Origin of the sequence: Vibrio gazogenes (genome assembly GCF_002196515.1) — a bacterium.
GTDB classification, from domain to species: domain Bacteria; phylum Pseudomonadota; class Gammaproteobacteria; order Enterobacterales; family Vibrionaceae; genus Vibrio; species Vibrio gazogenes_A.
In genome coordinates this window covers 3,148,281-3,163,078 of sequence record NZ_CP018835.1, presented here as the reverse complement: position 1 = coordinate 3,163,078, position 14,798 = coordinate 3,148,281, and the positions used below count along the sequence as shown (strand labels likewise).

13 protein-coding genes and 2 pseudogenes are annotated in these 14,798 nt (G+C 45.4%); 6 read left to right on the top strand and 9 right to left on the bottom strand.

Annotation, left to right across the window (positions count from 1 at the left end; all coding sequences use genetic code 11):
• Window positions 1–4: 4 nt before the first annotated feature.
• Complete coding sequence (locus tag BSQ33_RS14440) at window positions 5–1,078, bottom strand: ABC transporter substrate-binding protein (protein WP_088134385.1); 1,074 nt, start codon at window positions 1,076–1,078, stop codon at window positions 5–7.
• 498 nt (window positions 1,079–1,576) lie between these two features.
• On the opposite strand from BSQ33_RS14440, the pseudogene BSQ33_RS14435 reads away from it, so the two are divergent.
• The 5 genes and pseudogenes from BSQ33_RS14435 to BSQ33_RS21605 all read left to right on the top strand — a co-directional run.
• A pseudogene (locus tag BSQ33_RS14435) lies at window positions 1,577–1,843 on the top strand (YhdT family protein); the annotation flags it as partial.
• Window positions 1,844–1,910: 67 nt separating this feature from the next.
• A complete protein-coding gene (gene panF, locus BSQ33_RS14430; RefSeq protein ID WP_088134383.1) occupies window positions 1,911–3,368 on the top strand; it encodes a sodium/pantothenate symporter in 1,458 nt (485 codons plus the stop codon).
• A gap of 163 nt (window positions 3,369–3,531) precedes the next feature.
• Entirely contained in the window at window positions 3,532–3,891 is a 360-nt protein-coding gene (locus BSQ33_RS14425; protein WP_088134382.1) for a hypothetical protein, read from the top strand.
• Entirely contained in the window at window positions 3,824–4,372 is a 549-nt protein-coding gene (locus BSQ33_RS14420; RefSeq protein WP_198298111.1) for a hypothetical protein, read from the top strand. Before BSQ33_RS14425 ends, BSQ33_RS14420 begins: the two co-directional genes overlap by 68 nt.
• Window positions 4,373–5,258: 886 nt before the next feature.
• Complete coding sequence (locus BSQ33_RS21605) at window positions 5,259–5,528, top strand: hypothetical protein (RefSeq protein WP_157721403.1); 270 nt, start codon at window positions 5,259–5,261, stop codon at window positions 5,526–5,528.
• Here the strand turns inward: BSQ33_RS21605 and BSQ33_RS14415 are convergent.
• The 7 genes and pseudogenes from BSQ33_RS14415 to BSQ33_RS14390 all read right to left on the bottom strand — a co-directional run bounded on the left by BSQ33_RS14415 (window position 5,484) and on the right by BSQ33_RS14390 (window position 13,326).
• Window positions 5,484–6,359 (bottom strand): HEPN domain-containing protein, encoded by an 876-nt coding sequence (locus BSQ33_RS14415; protein WP_157721402.1) that lies wholly within the window; start codon window positions 6,357–6,359, stop codon window positions 5,484–5,486. The genes BSQ33_RS21605 and BSQ33_RS14415 overlap by 45 nt on opposite strands.
• Before the next feature lie 178 nt (window positions 6,360–6,537).
• Window positions 6,538–6,657 (bottom strand): annotated as a pseudogene (locus BSQ33_RS22240) (GNAT family N-acetyltransferase); the annotation flags it as partial.
• Window positions 6,658–6,761: 104 nt separating this feature from the next.
• Window positions 6,762–7,919: a Shedu immune nuclease family protein gene (locus tag BSQ33_RS14410; RefSeq protein WP_088134379.1), complete on the bottom strand. Its 1,158-nt coding sequence runs from the start codon at window positions 7,917–7,919 to the stop codon at window positions 6,762–6,764.
• Window positions 7,920–8,033: 114 nt separating this feature from the next.
• Window positions 8,034–8,570: a hypothetical protein gene (locus BSQ33_RS14405; protein WP_157721401.1), complete on the bottom strand. Its 537-nt coding sequence runs from the start codon at window positions 8,568–8,570 to the stop codon at window positions 8,034–8,036.
• A gap of 753 nt (window positions 8,571–9,323) precedes the next feature.
• The gene (locus BSQ33_RS14400) at window positions 9,324–9,608 is read right to left on the bottom strand and encodes a bacteriocin immunity protein (RefSeq protein WP_232471931.1); all 285 of its coding nucleotides are present in this window, start codon (window positions 9,606–9,608) and stop codon (window positions 9,324–9,326) included.
• 5 nt (window positions 9,609–9,613) lie between these two features.
• Window positions 9,614–11,173: an S-type pyocin domain-containing protein gene (locus BSQ33_RS14395; RefSeq protein ID WP_088134377.1), complete on the bottom strand. Its 1,560-nt coding sequence runs from the start codon at window positions 11,171–11,173 to the stop codon at window positions 9,614–9,616.
• Window positions 11,174–12,420: 1,247 nt separating this feature from the next.
• A complete protein-coding gene (locus BSQ33_RS14390; protein WP_021020005.1) occupies window positions 12,421–13,326 on the bottom strand; it encodes a LysR family transcriptional regulator in 906 nt (301 codons plus the stop codon).
• A 98-nt stretch (window positions 13,327–13,424) separates the two neighbouring features.
• Here BSQ33_RS14390 and BSQ33_RS14385 point away from each other — a divergent pair, with 98 nt between their 5' ends.
• On the top strand, window positions 13,425–13,907 hold the full coding sequence (locus BSQ33_RS14385; protein ID WP_088134376.1) for a GNAT family N-acetyltransferase: 483 nt from the start codon (window positions 13,425–13,427) through the stop codon (window positions 13,905–13,907).
• 44 nt (window positions 13,908–13,951) lie between these two features.
• On the opposite strand, the gene ppsR is transcribed toward BSQ33_RS14385, so the two are convergent.
• Window positions 13,952–14,785 (bottom strand): pyruvate, water dikinase regulatory protein, encoded by an 834-nt coding sequence (gene ppsR, locus BSQ33_RS14380; RefSeq protein ID WP_021020003.1) that lies wholly within the window; start codon window positions 14,783–14,785, stop codon window positions 13,952–13,954.
• Window positions 14,786–14,798 lie beyond the last annotated feature (13 nt).

The window sequence follows — 14,798 nt, the reverse complement described above, 5'->3', positions numbered from 1 at the left end:
GTTACTAATGCAATGAAGCATCGATCATTTTCGCGACATCTTGCTGAGAATATGACGGGTTTGCCGCACCACCGACTGGCATTTTCTCAAGCCATGCATCCAGCTCGTCACTATGAATCGTCACTAAAGGGACCTTGACGATCTTCGGCACTTCCTTTCCGGCTAAAATTTGCTGTGCCACCCAAAAACCGACCTGTGAAATACTGGGACTCGCTGAAATGGAGAATGTCTCATAACCATGTTTATCCCGCTCTTGCTGCCAGAATGCCAATTCATTCTGCCGATTACCCATCACAATAATCGGTAAAGGCCGACCAGCCTCTTTAAAAGCCATCGCTGCCCCATAACCATCTCCGCCCTGATCAATCACAGCGTCGATTTCCGGTAGTGTCGGCAGAGCTAATGCCACTTCTTTTTTCGCCACTGAATTGGTCCATTGACCATAAACGGTATGCACGATTTTCAGGCCCGGATACTGTTGCGCGGCTTTATGCAGCCCGGCACTGATATCATCATCGGTCGCATCTCCGGCAATGCCCCGAATTTCCAATAAATTACCTTTTCCTTGCAGCCGTTCGGCCACATACTCGATCTCTGCTCGTCCCATCTCATCCCAGTCGTAGTTGACCTCATAAACACAAGGGTCATTAACTTTACTGGCAAGAATCACGACCACAACACCGGCCTGACAGGCATCATGAACCAAGCCCCTTAATGCGGTATCTGAACCCGCCAGAATCACGATGGCATCATAACCTTCCATGATCATATTCTGGATTTGCTGCGCCTGTTCTGTAACTGAATTATTTGCACTGATCACCGGTGCATCTTTGATCAGCCGCTTTTGCTGCGCCGTAGATGCAACTTCTTTCCAGTTCTGCACCATGACTTTACGAAAATCACTGCCCGCATAAGAGTTACTCAAGATAATCCTTTTGCTACCGGTATCGCTGTGCACCACGCCATCGGCTTGTATCACCGGTACATAGCAAAGCAAGAACAGCGGACAAATCATTGCAAGCAAGCCTTGAGATCGTCTCAACCAACGTCGGCTCAGAGAGAAGGGATTCAAAAACATGGAATGTATCTCCTTGATCAAGGGACTCGAATTTCAGGGAGAAAAAAGCCATGCACTTCGCGGGTTGGTATTCAACGGCGCAACCATTGAATATACATCGGAGCAACCCCTCATCATCAGGCTGAAACGAAATGCTTGGCGAGAAATCCCCCCCGAAATATTTCCCCAAACATAGGAAAAATATGGTCAGAAGCTGTGTCAAACACAAAAATTAATCATAAATTACGTGAAATGATACTCATATTATTGATATAACTGGCAATCTGTTCCCCCACAACATTGACAAATCGTCTGATCACCGCTGAGTGCTGTCCAACATGGTTCTTTCCCCAAAGAGCAGCACAAATTAACCGTCATGACCAATATTCTCAACTTACCTTCATGGCCTGCATTCTGGTATCATCGCCAACCAAATTCAGAGACAGAAATTATTTTCAACTGAATGATTTCAATCCGAATAGTCTTTTAAGATGACAGGAACAGGGAGAATCATAGCCGATGAATCAACAGACCGAGTCTTATCGTCAGGCACATCGTGAAGCTTTATGGGCAATTGCACTGGCACTGGGATATTTTATCTGGTGGTATGCCACGGCTTACGGCTTCTCTCCAGCGCCTGAATCTCAGGCATTACCTGAACTTTATTGGGGAATGCCATTATGGTTTCTACTTTCTTGTGTTGTCGGCCCGGTGCTTTTTACATTCTTGTGTGCTCTGATGGTGAAATATGTCTACCGTAATTTCTCTCTATCCACAGCAGAAGACGTTTTGGAATCAGACCCAAACACACTGAAATCATCTCAGACCAACACTTCACAACAGAATCATCATCATGAATAGTCAACTGATTATCCCTTTACTCATCTACCTTGCCGCGGTCTTTGCGCTGGCCATGCTGACAAGACGACACCATCGGCCGGGGCAATTTCTCAGTGAATATTTTATCGGCAGTCGTAGTCTGGGCGGGTTTGTCCTCGCCATGACACTGGCAGCGACGTATGCCAGTGCCAGTAGCTTTATCGGCGGACCGGGTGCGGCCTATAAAATGGGGCTGGGCTGGGTGTTACTGGCAATGATTCAATTGCCCGCAACTTGGCTGACCTTAGGTGTACTGGGGAAAAAATTTGCGATGGAAGCCAGACGCCACAATGCGGTGACGCTCAATGACATTTTGTTTGCCCGTTTTCAGAGTCGCACCGTGGTCATCATTGCTTCACTCACGCTGCTACTCGCCTTTTTCGGCACCATGGTGGTTCAGTTCGTCGGTGGTGCGCGGCTACTCCAGACCGTCACCGGCTTGTCTTATCATCAAGGTCTGTTGCTGTTCGCCTGTACGGTCGGGTTATATACCACCATCGGTGGCTTCCGGGCGGTGGTCCTGACCGATACCGTTCAGGGCATTATGATGCTGATCGGGACATTCGTATTGCTTTGGGGCGTGCTCCATGCCGGCCACGGTATCGGTGAATTAATCACTCGGCTACATGACATTGACCCGGCGTTAGTCACTCCGTACGGGCCGGACCATTTTCTCAATCAGCCGTTTATTCTCAGTTTCTGGGTATTAGTCTGCTTCGGGGTGATCGGTTTGCCTCACGCAGCAGTGCGGTGTATGTCTTACAAAGATAGCGCTTCATTACATAAAGGGATTGTCATCAGTACCATTATGATGGCTTTACTGATGTTCGGCACGCATTTGGCCGGGGCGCTTGGCCGGGCAATTGTGCCGGAAGTTGCCAGCCCGGACCAAATCATGCCGACACTGATGATGACGGTACTGCCACCGATGGTTGCAGGGATTTTTCTCGCCGGCCCCATGGCTGCGATTATGTCCACGATTGACTCACAACTGATTCAGGCTTCTGCAACGCTGCTGAAAGACCTGTATCTCAACTATATCAATCCCAGAATGCTGGATGAAGATCAGGGAGAGCGCAAACTCAGCCGTCTTTCCGTCTGGGTGACCGCGATTTTTGCGTTGCTGGTCTTTTTAGCCGCCACCCACCCGCCGGATATGATCATCTGGCTGAATCTGATGGCTTTAGGTGGTTTGCAAGCCGTCTTTCTCTGGCCGTTAGTGCTGGGGTTATATTGGTCGAAAGCCTCGGCAACAGGCGCTCTGAGCAGCATGGTGGTCGGTTTGGCAAGTTATATTTCGCTGGTGGCATTCAAGCCCGATCTCGGTGGGATTCATCCAATTGTACCGACATTGATCCTCGGTTTGGTGGCCTTTATTGTCGGTAGCTATCTCAAGCCCTCAGCCGCTTCGACAGTTATGGCGGCTAAGTGATGTTGTTCACAGGTAGCTACGGCTACCTGTGGCCTGCGCTGTTGTATGATGTATCACTGAACATGATGAGACTTTGACCCCAAAAAATAGTGAATAGGCTTCATTAGATTTGCAACTTGTTTAATATAAAAATAATTCCAACTCCAATTGATAGGGCTATTTCATGTCTGTGTCTCATGTTAAGGGAGACTTTTGTAAAATCGAGGGCTTCAAACCCACACCTCGGACAATTGATGCAATCAGCAAAATGAATAAAATCATCGATATGTCAAATGTCCTTGAAAAACTACTTGTGGGTGTTCCTATCTATCAAATTTTTGCGGGTAGAGATACATATATGTCTATTACGATTGGCAGCCTCGGATACAACGTAACAACCTATGATTGGCAATTATTTGCGGATTCAGTAAAAAATGTCGGTAAAATAAGAAGAGCCCAACTGGAAAAAATAGCGGATGAAATGTCCTTATTTTCTATGGGTAAAGAATATAAATTTTGGAGATGTATTGCTAATGCGCTGTAAACTTTTATTACTCATCTTCTGCGGGGCGATCTCTTTTCACTCACTTGCACAAAGCTGGGATAACTATCTAAAAAACCAAATGATAGCGTCGTATTCGGTTTTGGAAAATAAAATGGAATACTGCGACAGCATCGAAGAAAAACTCCCTAAGATTGATGAGCAGTGGTTTATTCAATTATCTAAAAAAGAGAAGTACGCTGTCGCGAGTTATCTTGCTTACCTTGCAGATATGAATTGTTTTGGGGAAGAGCAAAAGCAATATGAGTCAGCGATGTTAGCTTACACCGCAGAATCAAAAGATGAAAACGCTCTCAAAGAATGGTTTTCTTCTGCTCGGGTTTACCGAGGGGCTGAATTCGAAAAAACCTTTGCAAATATCGATGTCACTAAACTATTAAATTGGCACCAACAAAACAGTGGGTTAAAGCCATTTGATATTGTTCAGTTTTTGCAACAGTATCCAGAGTTTCAACAGCATTAAACGGGTGATAGCGTGTAGCAGTCTGGTAATCACTGCCCCCGATTTCAATCGCATCTCAGACAGCGACCCAGATAGCTTTTTCGATGCCTCTGAAACCGAAAAACGAGATTGTGTGTCAAACTGCAACGCCGATGGCTGGAAAAGTAAAAGGATGATGCTGAGTTTGGGACGCAATCACTTTCCTCGATTTCGTTAGCATCTCCGACTGCGCCCCAGGTACTTTTTCACGGCAGAAAAAGTACCCCAAAATGCCTAGGGTTTGAGTTCAGCGCACGTAATCAGGGTCGGATTGATTCGCATCCTGCTCAAGCAATCCTGAAAAATCGTCCATGATTTTTCACCCTGAGTTCAGTGACCAAATTGACTTTTTAAGCATGTTTCACCGCACGCAAATCAACCACTCAACCAAGAAAATCATTCATGGAAGAATGATTAGGCTTTTCCGGGCAGGATGCCCGTAAAAGTCGGTTCTGGACAACGTGTAACTACACCAAACAAAAAAAGATTTTCTGGTTCGTCTTTCATCTCTGAAAGATGAACTGGCGCACAGAGCTCAGAAGCCTCTGAAACCAAAAAACGTCATTGTGCGTCAAATTTGGGAGCCGGAGGCTGGGATATAAAAATTGAGGAAAGTAATTTGGTGCGCAATGAGTTTATTGATTTCTGCGGCATCTGGTGCACGCGCCCCAGATACTTTTGGCGTTCCAAAAGTACCCAAAAGAACAGTTTAGTTCGTGGACGCTGCCCGGGTCGGATTGATTCGCATCCTGCTCAAGCAATCCTGAAAAATCTTCCATGATTTTTCACCCTGAGTTCAGTGACCAAATTAACTGTTTAAGCATGTTTCACCGCACGCAAATCAACCACTCAACCAAGAAAACCATTCATGGAAGAATGGTTAGGCTTTTCCGGGCAGGACGCCCGTAAAAGCTGGTTCTGGACAACGTGCGACTCCGTAACAAAAAAAGATTTTCTGGTTCGTCTTTCATCTCTGAAAGATGAACTGGCGCACAGAGTACCGATGCTTTTGAAATCGGAGAACGAAATTATGCGTCAAATTCCAGAGCCAAAGGCTGGGATAAAAGCAATGGCTGCCCTCAGGCAGAATAAATCAATCTATCCGCATCAAACAAACCCGTTCAACCAGCGCTTTTAACTGCAACACTCGCCCTTCGAGATAAGCCAGCTCTTCTGCGATGATTTCATAATGCTCCGAATAACGGGCTTCAATATAGGCGCGTTGCAGGCGGCGGAAGCTACGACGGTGGAATTTATTGTCGAGGGGAAAAATCGTCTTAAACTCTGGCTCGATTTGCGCACACAGTTTACTCAGCTTTTCGATATTGTGGGATTTGGGCAAGTAGTTGGTGCATACAAGTAGGGCACAGGAGAGTAAATGTTCCGTAGTTTGATGAAGTTCGAATGCTGCTTTTTTTAGTCGTGAGTCGTTTCGTGCATAGTTATACATTGCGAAGTCATCATTGGCACTTTCGAACCACTGTTTATAATGCTTACAGGCAATTTCCCGTTGCTCTGCTTCGGTTAAATCCCCCGGCTCAATCAGCGGTTTCGGTGTCGCGGCAAACAGTTCGATTCCCTCTTCGCGGATATCTTTAAAGAAATAATGACCCTGTTGCAGTCGATTATTCACTTCGTTCAAATCATGCACAATCAAACCCAACGGCGCGGATTTTACTTTGCGATCAATTTGCTCTTCCGCCCGCTGCCAGACCACATAATCTTCCACCAAAGCGGCTTTGTTGACGATCACCAGAATATCATAATCGCTGATGTAACCATTAACCGGATCGCTGACCCAATTGCCTTTGGCGTGGCTGCCGAACAGAATGATTTTCAAGATGCGAAACTCGCTTTTACTCCCCGTTTTGCCTTCAAGATAGTCGTCCAGCGTATCACGCAGAATGGTCGAAATCGTCGCAAGCTCTTGCTGTTTAAATTTAGGCAGGTGATCGAGGGAGGTTTTCATAATCGCGCTTCGCTTTGGTGGATAACATGGCTCTAGCATAAAAGAAGCGTTCAGAAAAAAATACTGTTTATCATAGTTTTAGCATCGTGGGAGGGTAAAATGCGACGCGGTTCTTTTTTATTTCTGTCCCTGATGATTGTCTCAGGTTCCGACTTCGAGGCATCACACACAATGATGCTTATATGCTAAAACGCATGGTGTATTCGGGATGTCCCGTATGTTCATCACGCTGTTCACTCACCACATGAAAGCCTTGCGACACATAGAACTGATAGCTGGCCTGATTTTCTTTGTACACTTCACTTTCTTTAATTAAAATCTATTACTAATTGGGGAGGCTAACCCCGTGCTCTGCGGCAAATTTGGAGCGCAGCGGAAAATTTGTCCGACAGCAGCACTTTGTTAGCTTTGGTGGTGCTGGACAATAAATTTTGCGCGCTCATAAAGTTCATCAAATGTAATAATTTCTGGGTTACTAGTATTTTTACGAAGCAGCTCGAATGACCTTAGTTTATCTCTGTTCACGCCTTGCTCCGATAAAAATTCACCCATGCTGCCTATAACCAAATAGGATTTAGGTTGGTAATTATAAATTTCTTCGCCAGTTGGATTACCTTCACTATCGCTGGGGTTGATTCTGCTAGATAGATTTTCCACTGCAGACGCAACGGTACCTTGGACTTGTGCGATAGCACCAGCTAATTCTTTTGAAGGTGCCCAGCAGCCAGACCGATAAGGCTTAGCCTCTAGTAAAGCTGTTGTGTGGGTTTTAATTTCAACAAAGCATAAGTTGGAAATAATGCCCTTTGTCTTCATAAGAGCATCAACACGCTTACCGTGCGAATCTACGCTATGCCCTTGTACTACTTGCTCTAGTTTTTTGTCATCGAGGCTAGACAAAAAAATGTAACCTAGTCCATAACCAAATACCCAAGGATTCTTTTCAAAGTACTTTTGCCATAAAGCTTCATTAGAGCAATTTTTTATATTTTTTAAATCGTCGAAGTAGCTTTGATCATGCAGAAGCTTGTTATAAACACTTAACTGTTTTTTTCGAAAACCCACCGCAACAAGATCTTCTGTAGTTACCTCAGATTTTAGTGCTTCAGCAAACAATTCCTGATTTTCCACAAGAAAGGTTTTAGCTTGATGAGTAGTCAAAGCTATTTTTCGAAGCTCTTCATCAGAAATATTTACTTTGGCTCTATTTTTGAAATCTACAGCTTGTATATTTGCTAAAAACTCACAGAACCGACCTATTTCTTCACCCACAAATGAAAACCCAGATCCATAAGGCTGCCCTGTTTCTGACACAAACTTTTGGACAGTTAACACAAAAGTTTGCCTAGTATCTTCTAAGAACTTCGCTGTTATATACGTTTTGGCATCCGGCTTCTTTCTTAATACAACCTCGGCGCGTTCCTTTGCATATTCATAGCCATCTTCTGAGGGTAGAATTTTAGACGCGATACGAACCCTACGCTCCTTATCACCAAAAGCTGGGAGTGACGGGCTTATATAGGTTTTTCCCGGTAGGGGATTCTGGTAATCGTCATCCATAGTTTCGATTTCTACTCCGAGAAGCTAACGCCTTGCTCACCAGCACATACTGCGGAGAGCGTTTTGTGTAAAAATGGGGTCCAGCGACAGACACAAAACGAGTGCAACAATTTGTTAGGCTTTGAATATTTTTGGGTAATTAAGAACTTCATAAGCCTCCTTGCATGCCTTAATAATTTCGGCTCTTCTTTGCGCTTTTGACCAGCCATTAATGCATTCACAGTACCATTCGTCTTCAAGAACTGTAAATTCGCCGAATGAGTCAGGGTAGCCAAGTTTAACGTTTGCGTTATATATCATTGAGGCACCAGCTTCTGGGGTTAAAGAACCGTCAATCACCTCTTTCATTAAAACTCTGGCGTATCCTTCTATTGCGCCTTCTTCACTGGGGCGATCGATATTTAGCTCTTTTAAAACCCTATTGAAGTAATCATCGGCCTCAAACTCGTTTATGGGCTTCAGGAGCGTAGCAAGGATAGCAAGATTAGGCGAATCCACACCTTGCTCAAGTAAACTCATAGCCCAAGCGCATTTATACTCACTTCCGCCAGAGCCCATCACTATTTGCCCTAAAGCTTTGTATGTTTCAATTTTCTGCGAATCGGAGAACATTTCTTCCTTAAAACCTAACAGGTTATTATACTGAACCACTCTATAGGAATACTTCTGTATGACTTACTGACACTCGATGAAATTTCTGTCCTAATCGCATGAAAATACAGACAAAATCCCAGAAAAAATATCACTACGTCAGAAACCACAGCACAACGCTGTCTAACTCACTCACAAATGATTGACTAACGTTCCCACCCTTAGATACATCTCGGATAAGCCCCATTTGTTCGCGAGTGAGCCTCAAAACACCCTACATAGCATTGAATAGGTTGCAGAAAATCACCAGAAAAAATTGACATAAACATGACATTTTTTGATATGGATAAGGTTTGTACAAAATTGCAGCATTTTAACAATCAGTGGAAATTGTTTTTTTAGCACCTCGTTCCCACGCTCCGCGTGGGAATGCATACCTGACTTAGAAGTAGCACGCAAAGTTCAGCGCTTGTACCACCCCCGGTTATCATCCTGTGCATCATCCGCAATAAGCGATCAGTTTTGGCAGGAAGGCGTACACCCGGAATGAATACAAAGTGATGAAATGATGCATCAGAAGGTTGAATCGATTCACCAACACCCGGTTAAAATAGGCTAGGTCGATAAAGTGACTCACTGGCGTTATTTCAGTGCTCGTCATTATGATATGAAGGCGAAACAGGATGAATTGATATCTGCCAATCATGGTAATTTTTGGCTCGGTATGTATTCCCACGAAGGACCGTGGGAACAAGGGTAAAGAAATTGTGCGTCAAATCTGGGAGCCCAAGGCTAGAAATTAAAAAGACCGAATCAGCCCTTAAAGCATGGTAAGCCTTGTTCGGCATACCATCGTTTTAACTCCTGAATCACGGCTTCAGGGCTGTCATTTATCCCACACGTTGACGGATGGAAGATTAAAGCATTTCCCTTTGGATGATTTACAACTTCAGTAAAATGTTTTGCGAGCGTAGAAATATAATCATCAAACTCATCATCTGGCAGAGCATTGGTATCAGTATCCTCATAAAATTCCTGAAGAAAACGGAAAAATTCACCTTCCGTGTAATCAGTAAGTTTACTTTTCAAATTCAACATCTTTGTTATTCCTTATGAATACGGATATGGTTTTTAGGTGTATTAACTCTCATATTATCAACATCATATACAGCTCCGCCATGCTGTATTTCTTCAACATGGTGAATTTCAAACCGATCTCGCCCTCCGACAGTTTCTTCCGGTATTACAAACGGTGAACCCCCTCGTTTGATAATTCTCTGATTCGCTCTGCTGAATTGAGAAATCAACTTTGTATCTTCACTTACAGCTTTCCAGAACGCTTTCCGGAACCCATCAAAACTACTGAACTCACGGCCTCTGAGCTGATCCGCAATTTGTGACGGCACCGGTACACCTAACTCTTTTCCGGCGGCTTCCAACCACAGGCCGGTGATATCTTCACCGTTGCCGGTCACGACGCCCGACTCGTTGCGAGCGCTTTCTTTGTAAACCACATACAACGGTGGTAACCCGGTTTCTGCCGGAAAGGTCAGAATATAGTCTTGCAGATCCGCATCAGCAATTGGCGTGATGTAGGTGTTATCAAACTCTTGACCTTGCTCCGCTTGCGGATGGATCCAGATATCGAACTTTTCCATCTCCGGGATGGGATTAACCAGAATCGGTTTGCCGCCGAAATCGCCGCTAATCGGCACCCATTCAATGGTGATATCCGGCTCTAACGCAACGACAAATTGCTCACCGACCCGTTTGACTTCACGCTTGGGAATCATCGCGCCATTGACGTGATAGCCGTAAATCCGCCCTGCCGTATTGAAACCCAAGCGGATATTGGTTTCAACCCTGTCTTTACCGCGAATATCGGCTGCACTGTAGAGCGTGCTGTCTGCTAATTTGTTGGGCACAAATGCGGCCAGCATTCCGGCTCGCCCGACAATTTTCATCGCCAGTTCCGGCAGTTCTGCCAATGCCGCACCGCCAACACGCGTTAAAAAAGCGTTTTCAGAAGCGGCACTGATCCCCTGCCCGACGGCAATTGTATAAGCCGCATAATCCCCCAGCGCAGAAAGTGACTCTCGTTGTGTACCGATGTCACATGAGCCTCTCGGCACCAAAGCGGATTTAGCGAAACGGGTGGGTTTGGCTGGCGGCTGGTTAAATGCGTTTTGCCATGCGGATGAAGACAATGGGATTGTATCCAACGCCCGTAACCGCTCCTGGCGTTGCCTGACCAGCCGCTCTTCTAAAGTGAGTTTCACTGGTTCGCGTTCGACATAAGGCTCGGTATAAACAGAAGCGTTGACGCTGCCAGAGTAAGATGAACCAATACCATGATTGACCAGCGCCACTCTGGTGGTATAAGCCTTGTAGGCCAGCCCGTCGAGCTGAGGCTCAGCATCGGGATTGACCCGCCAGTATGAATTGCCCCATTCATCTTTATCCCGAATGAGTAACGGAATTGACGGTACATCCGTCAGTAATACCTGATGGCCGCTGCGAAGCTGTTCGAGAAAATCAGCAAAGCGCATTCCGGCAGGCATCACGGATTTGATAGCCGATTCGCGCAAGGATGAAAAATCCCCTTCAACTTGAGCAAATTCGTAACTCATCAGGTGATAGATTTGAGTGATTTGATCGTTCATTAACGTTGTTGGTTAAGCCGTGATTGTTTTATCGATGGATGCTTATTGATAATTTTATGTTCATATGAATCAATAATTATACTCAATAGAGTTTATGAGTCATATTTGAATTTGGTTTTCTGATAGGGAAAATGTGGTGTTTGGAATGGGGGTAACAGGGAGGCCCGCCTGAAATGATTAAATTGTGGTTTGGTATATGGAATGGTAATGCTGCGGTTTGGGACGCAATTACTTTTCTCGATCTCATTAGCATCTCCGACTGCGCCCCAGTTCCTTTTGATAGATGTCAAAAGGAACCAAAAACATCTTTTTTGGTTCAGTGCGTGTAATCAGGGTCGGATTGATTCGCATCCTGCTCAAGCAATCCTGAAAAATCGTCCATGATTTTTCACCCTGAGTTCAGTGACTAAATTGACTGTTTAAAAATGTTTCACCGCACGCAAATCAACCACTCAACCAAGAAAATCATTCATGGAAGAATGGTTAGGCTTTTCCGGGCAGGACGCCCGTAAAAGCTGGTTCTGGAAAGCGTGTGACAAAGCCAAACAAAAAGATTTTCTGGTTACTCTTGCATCTCGGCAAGAGTAACTGGCGCACAGAACACCGATGTCTCTGAAACCGAAAAAAGAGATTGTGCGTCAAACTGCAACGCCGATGGCTGGAAAAGTAAAAGGATGATGCTGAGTTTGGGACACAATTACTTTCCTCGATCTCATTAGCATCTCCGACTGCGCCCCAGATACTTTTGGCGTTCCAAAAGTACCCAAAAGAACGGTTTAGTTCGTGGACACTGGCCGGGTCGCTTTTATTCGCTCCTGCTCAGTCTTTTGTTAAGGGATAGCTTAAAATTCATCCATGAATTTTACCCTGAGAACATCGATCAATTTGGCTTCGCCTTAAAGAGATTTCACCCAATTCAAATCAACCACCCAACAAAGAAAACCATTCACGGAAGAATGGTTAGGCTTTTCCGGGCAGGGCGCCCGTAAAAGCTGGTTCTGGACAACGTGCGACTCAGCCAAACAAAAAAAGATTTTCTGGTTCGTCTTTCATCTCTGAAAGATGAACTGGCGCACAGAACACTGACGCTTCTGAAATCGAGAAACTAAATTGTGCGTCAAATTTACGAGCCAAATACTATTCACATGATTTCAATTCATCGATCGACAAACTCAGAAGAAATATTCAACAACTGAACTCACGACCGGCCTACAACCAAAATTCGTCATGCATCCAGTCACCCTCATTCATGAGCACTGATGAAAATCGCTGAACAACCGCACAAACCATGCGATTTTCGGGTCATTATGGCGCGTTTTATGCCAGTAAAGCGTCAGTTGATAATCCGGTACATCTAGCGGTATTGGTGATAAACGCAGCGACAAACTTTCAGCAATGGTGTGAGCATACCGGGACGGTGCTGCCAGCAAATAGGATGTCTGCTGCACAAAATAAGGCGCAGCCAGAACACTGGCAGTCCGAATCGCAATCTGACGCTTTTTTCTTTGCCGTGACAATGTCATATCCACAATGCCTCTGGGTTCGTTCCACGGCGTTACCAAAACATGTGGATACTGAAGAAACTGAGCCAGTGAAAGATGCTCAGCCACCGGATGACTCTGACACCGCACACTGACATAGTGATCGCTCAACCAGACCAGACGATTCAGACTTTCTGATTCTTCCTGCTGATGTGCAAACCCGCACACCAAATCGATGGCTGCGGATTTCAGTGCCGACTCCGGTAATCGTTCGGCCAACTGCATAAATTCAATCTGGATGTGAGGAAACGACTCGCTCAGGTAGGTGATGAATTCTCGCAGACACCATGATGTATAATCCGTCACAGCGATCCGGAATACATGCGCATCCTCCGGTGTGAAAGGATGAGATGAGGCCAGCCCTTGCCCGAGTAATGCCAATCCTGGCAAAACCTGTTCAGCCAGCCGCTCGGAATAAGCGGTCGGCAACATGCGATTTTCAATCCGAATGAAAAGGTCATCGCCAAGCCGCTCTCGCAGACGCTGCAACGCATGACTACACGCCGACTGACTGATATTCAGTTCTTCGGCACTCAGTGTCACCGATCCCGTATGATATAAACTGGCAAACAACTTGAGTAAGTTCAAATCGATATTAGGAAATTTACGCATGATGCCCATTCATATGAAGACTGAATAAAGTGCATTTTATTCATAGTTCATTTGAGCATACACTGTCACTAATCTGAGTCAACGAAAGAAAGGAAATCATGACCATTCATATCAGACCTGCCACTATTTCAGATGCAGCAACCATTTTGGATTTTATCAATCAACTGGCGATTTACGAGAAAGAACCCAATGCGGTCGCCAATACGGTCGAAGCGATTGAACGCAAATTATTCGGGGATGACGTTCATGCTCATGCCGTGATTTGTGAAGCCGATAATCAGCCCGTTGGGTTTGCCGTTTACTTCTTCAATTATTCGACTTGGTTGGGCCAATATGGTCTGTATCTGGAGGACTTATATGTGAGTGAAGCCCACCGCGGCCTCGGGGCAGGCAAAGCGCTGATGAAATATCTTGCGCAATTAGCCGTCAGTAAAGATTGTGGCCGCTTTGAATGGACAGTGCTCGACTGGAATCAACCATCGATCGACTTTTATCAAAGTATCGGCGCCGAGCCTCAGGATGAATGGATTATCTATCGCATGACGGGGCAGGCTCTGCTCGATTTTGCCGAACAGGCATAAAAGCCCCGACCTTGCTCTGGTGTTTGTCCTGTGTAAACGGCTGGCTAACACAGGTGCCGTTTCAAGCCCGCTTTTTCGAGAATCCGGGCTGAAATCTCCTCGACTGACAATGAGCTGGTATTGATATAAGGAATCGCTTCACGGCGAAATAAAGCCTCCACATTTGCCAGCTCATGCTCACACTGATGGACGCTGGCATATTCGCTTCCTGCCAGACGGTTCTGACGAATTGCCGTCAAGCGTTCTGCATTGATGGTCAGGCCGAACAATTTATCCCGATGAATTTCAAACACCGGAAGTAACTTGAGCGCGCGCATATCATCATGAATAAACGGGTAATTGACCACCCGAAGTCCGAATTGCATCGCCATATACAAGCTCGTTGGTGTTTTACCACTCCGAGAAACGCCGAGCAGCACAATATCTGCCTGTTCAATATCTTTCAGCGACATCCCGTCATCATGCGCCAGCGTATATTCTATTGCGGCAATCCGATCAAAGTACGTATCCGTATTTCTGCTGATACTCCGTGAACGCTGTAACTTAGGCTGAGGTTCCGTTGCTGTATCTGCTTGCACCCGATGAACTATACTTTCCAGCACATCATAGCAATGAGCTGACACTTGCAGCAGTCTGGCACGAACTTCCGGGACAACAATCGAGAAAAAAACTAAGGGAGGGACACCATGTTCTTGATGAGAAGATTCAATCTGTTTGATCACATCTGTCAATTTTTCATCACTCTCAACAAATGGAAACGTTTTCTCATTGGCCGCGAAGGGAAACTGACCTAACACGGCATGTCCCAAGGTCTCACATGTAATCGCTGTACCATCAGAAACGTAGAATACGTCACGACTTTGACTATCAATTTGCATATTTTATTTAAAC

Bases quoted from the DNA above. Each gene is read 5' to 3' on its own strand.
- BSQ33_RS14395 (WP_088134377.1), bottom strand. From the start codon at position 11,173: ATGAACGATCAAATCACTCAAATCTATCACCTGATGAGTTACGAATTT.
- BSQ33_RS14390 (WP_021020005.1), bottom strand. From the start codon at position 13,326: ATGCGTAAATTTCCTAATATCGATTTGAACTTACTCAAGTTGTTTGCC.
- BSQ33_RS14385 (WP_088134376.1), top strand. From the start codon at position 13,425: ATGACCATTCATATCAGACCTGCCACTATTTCAGATGCAGCAACCATT.
- panF (WP_088134383.1), top strand. From the start codon at position 1,911: ATGAATAGTCAACTGATTATCCCTTTACTCATCTACCTTGCCGCGGTC.
- BSQ33_RS14420 (WP_198298111.1), top strand. From the start codon at position 3,824: ATGAAATGTCCTTATTTTCTATGGGTAAAGAATATAAATTTTGGAGAT.
- BSQ33_RS14410 (WP_088134379.1), bottom strand. From the start codon at position 7,919: ATGGATGACGATTACCAGAATCCCCTACCGGGAAAAACCTATATAAGC.
- ppsR (WP_021020003.1), bottom strand. From the start codon at position 14,785: ATGCAAATTGATAGTCAAAGTCGTGACGTATTCTACGTTTCTGATGGT.
- BSQ33_RS21605 (WP_157721403.1), top strand. From the start codon at position 5,259: ATGGAAGAATGGTTAGGCTTTTCCGGGCAGGACGCCCGTAAAAGCTGG.
- BSQ33_RS14400 (WP_232471931.1), bottom strand. From the start codon at position 9,608: ATGTTGAATTTGAAAAGTAAACTTACTGATTACACGGAAGGTGAATTT.
- BSQ33_RS14440 (WP_088134385.1), bottom strand. From the start codon at position 1,078: ATGTTTTTGAATCCCTTCTCTCTGAGCCGACGTTGGTTGAGACGATCT.
- BSQ33_RS14425 (WP_088134382.1), top strand. From the start codon at position 3,532: ATGTCTGTGTCTCATGTTAAGGGAGACTTTTGTAAAATCGAGGGCTTC.
- BSQ33_RS14415 (WP_157721402.1), bottom strand. From the start codon at position 6,359: ATGAAAACCTCCCTCGATCACCTGCCTAAATTTAAACAGCAAGAGCTT.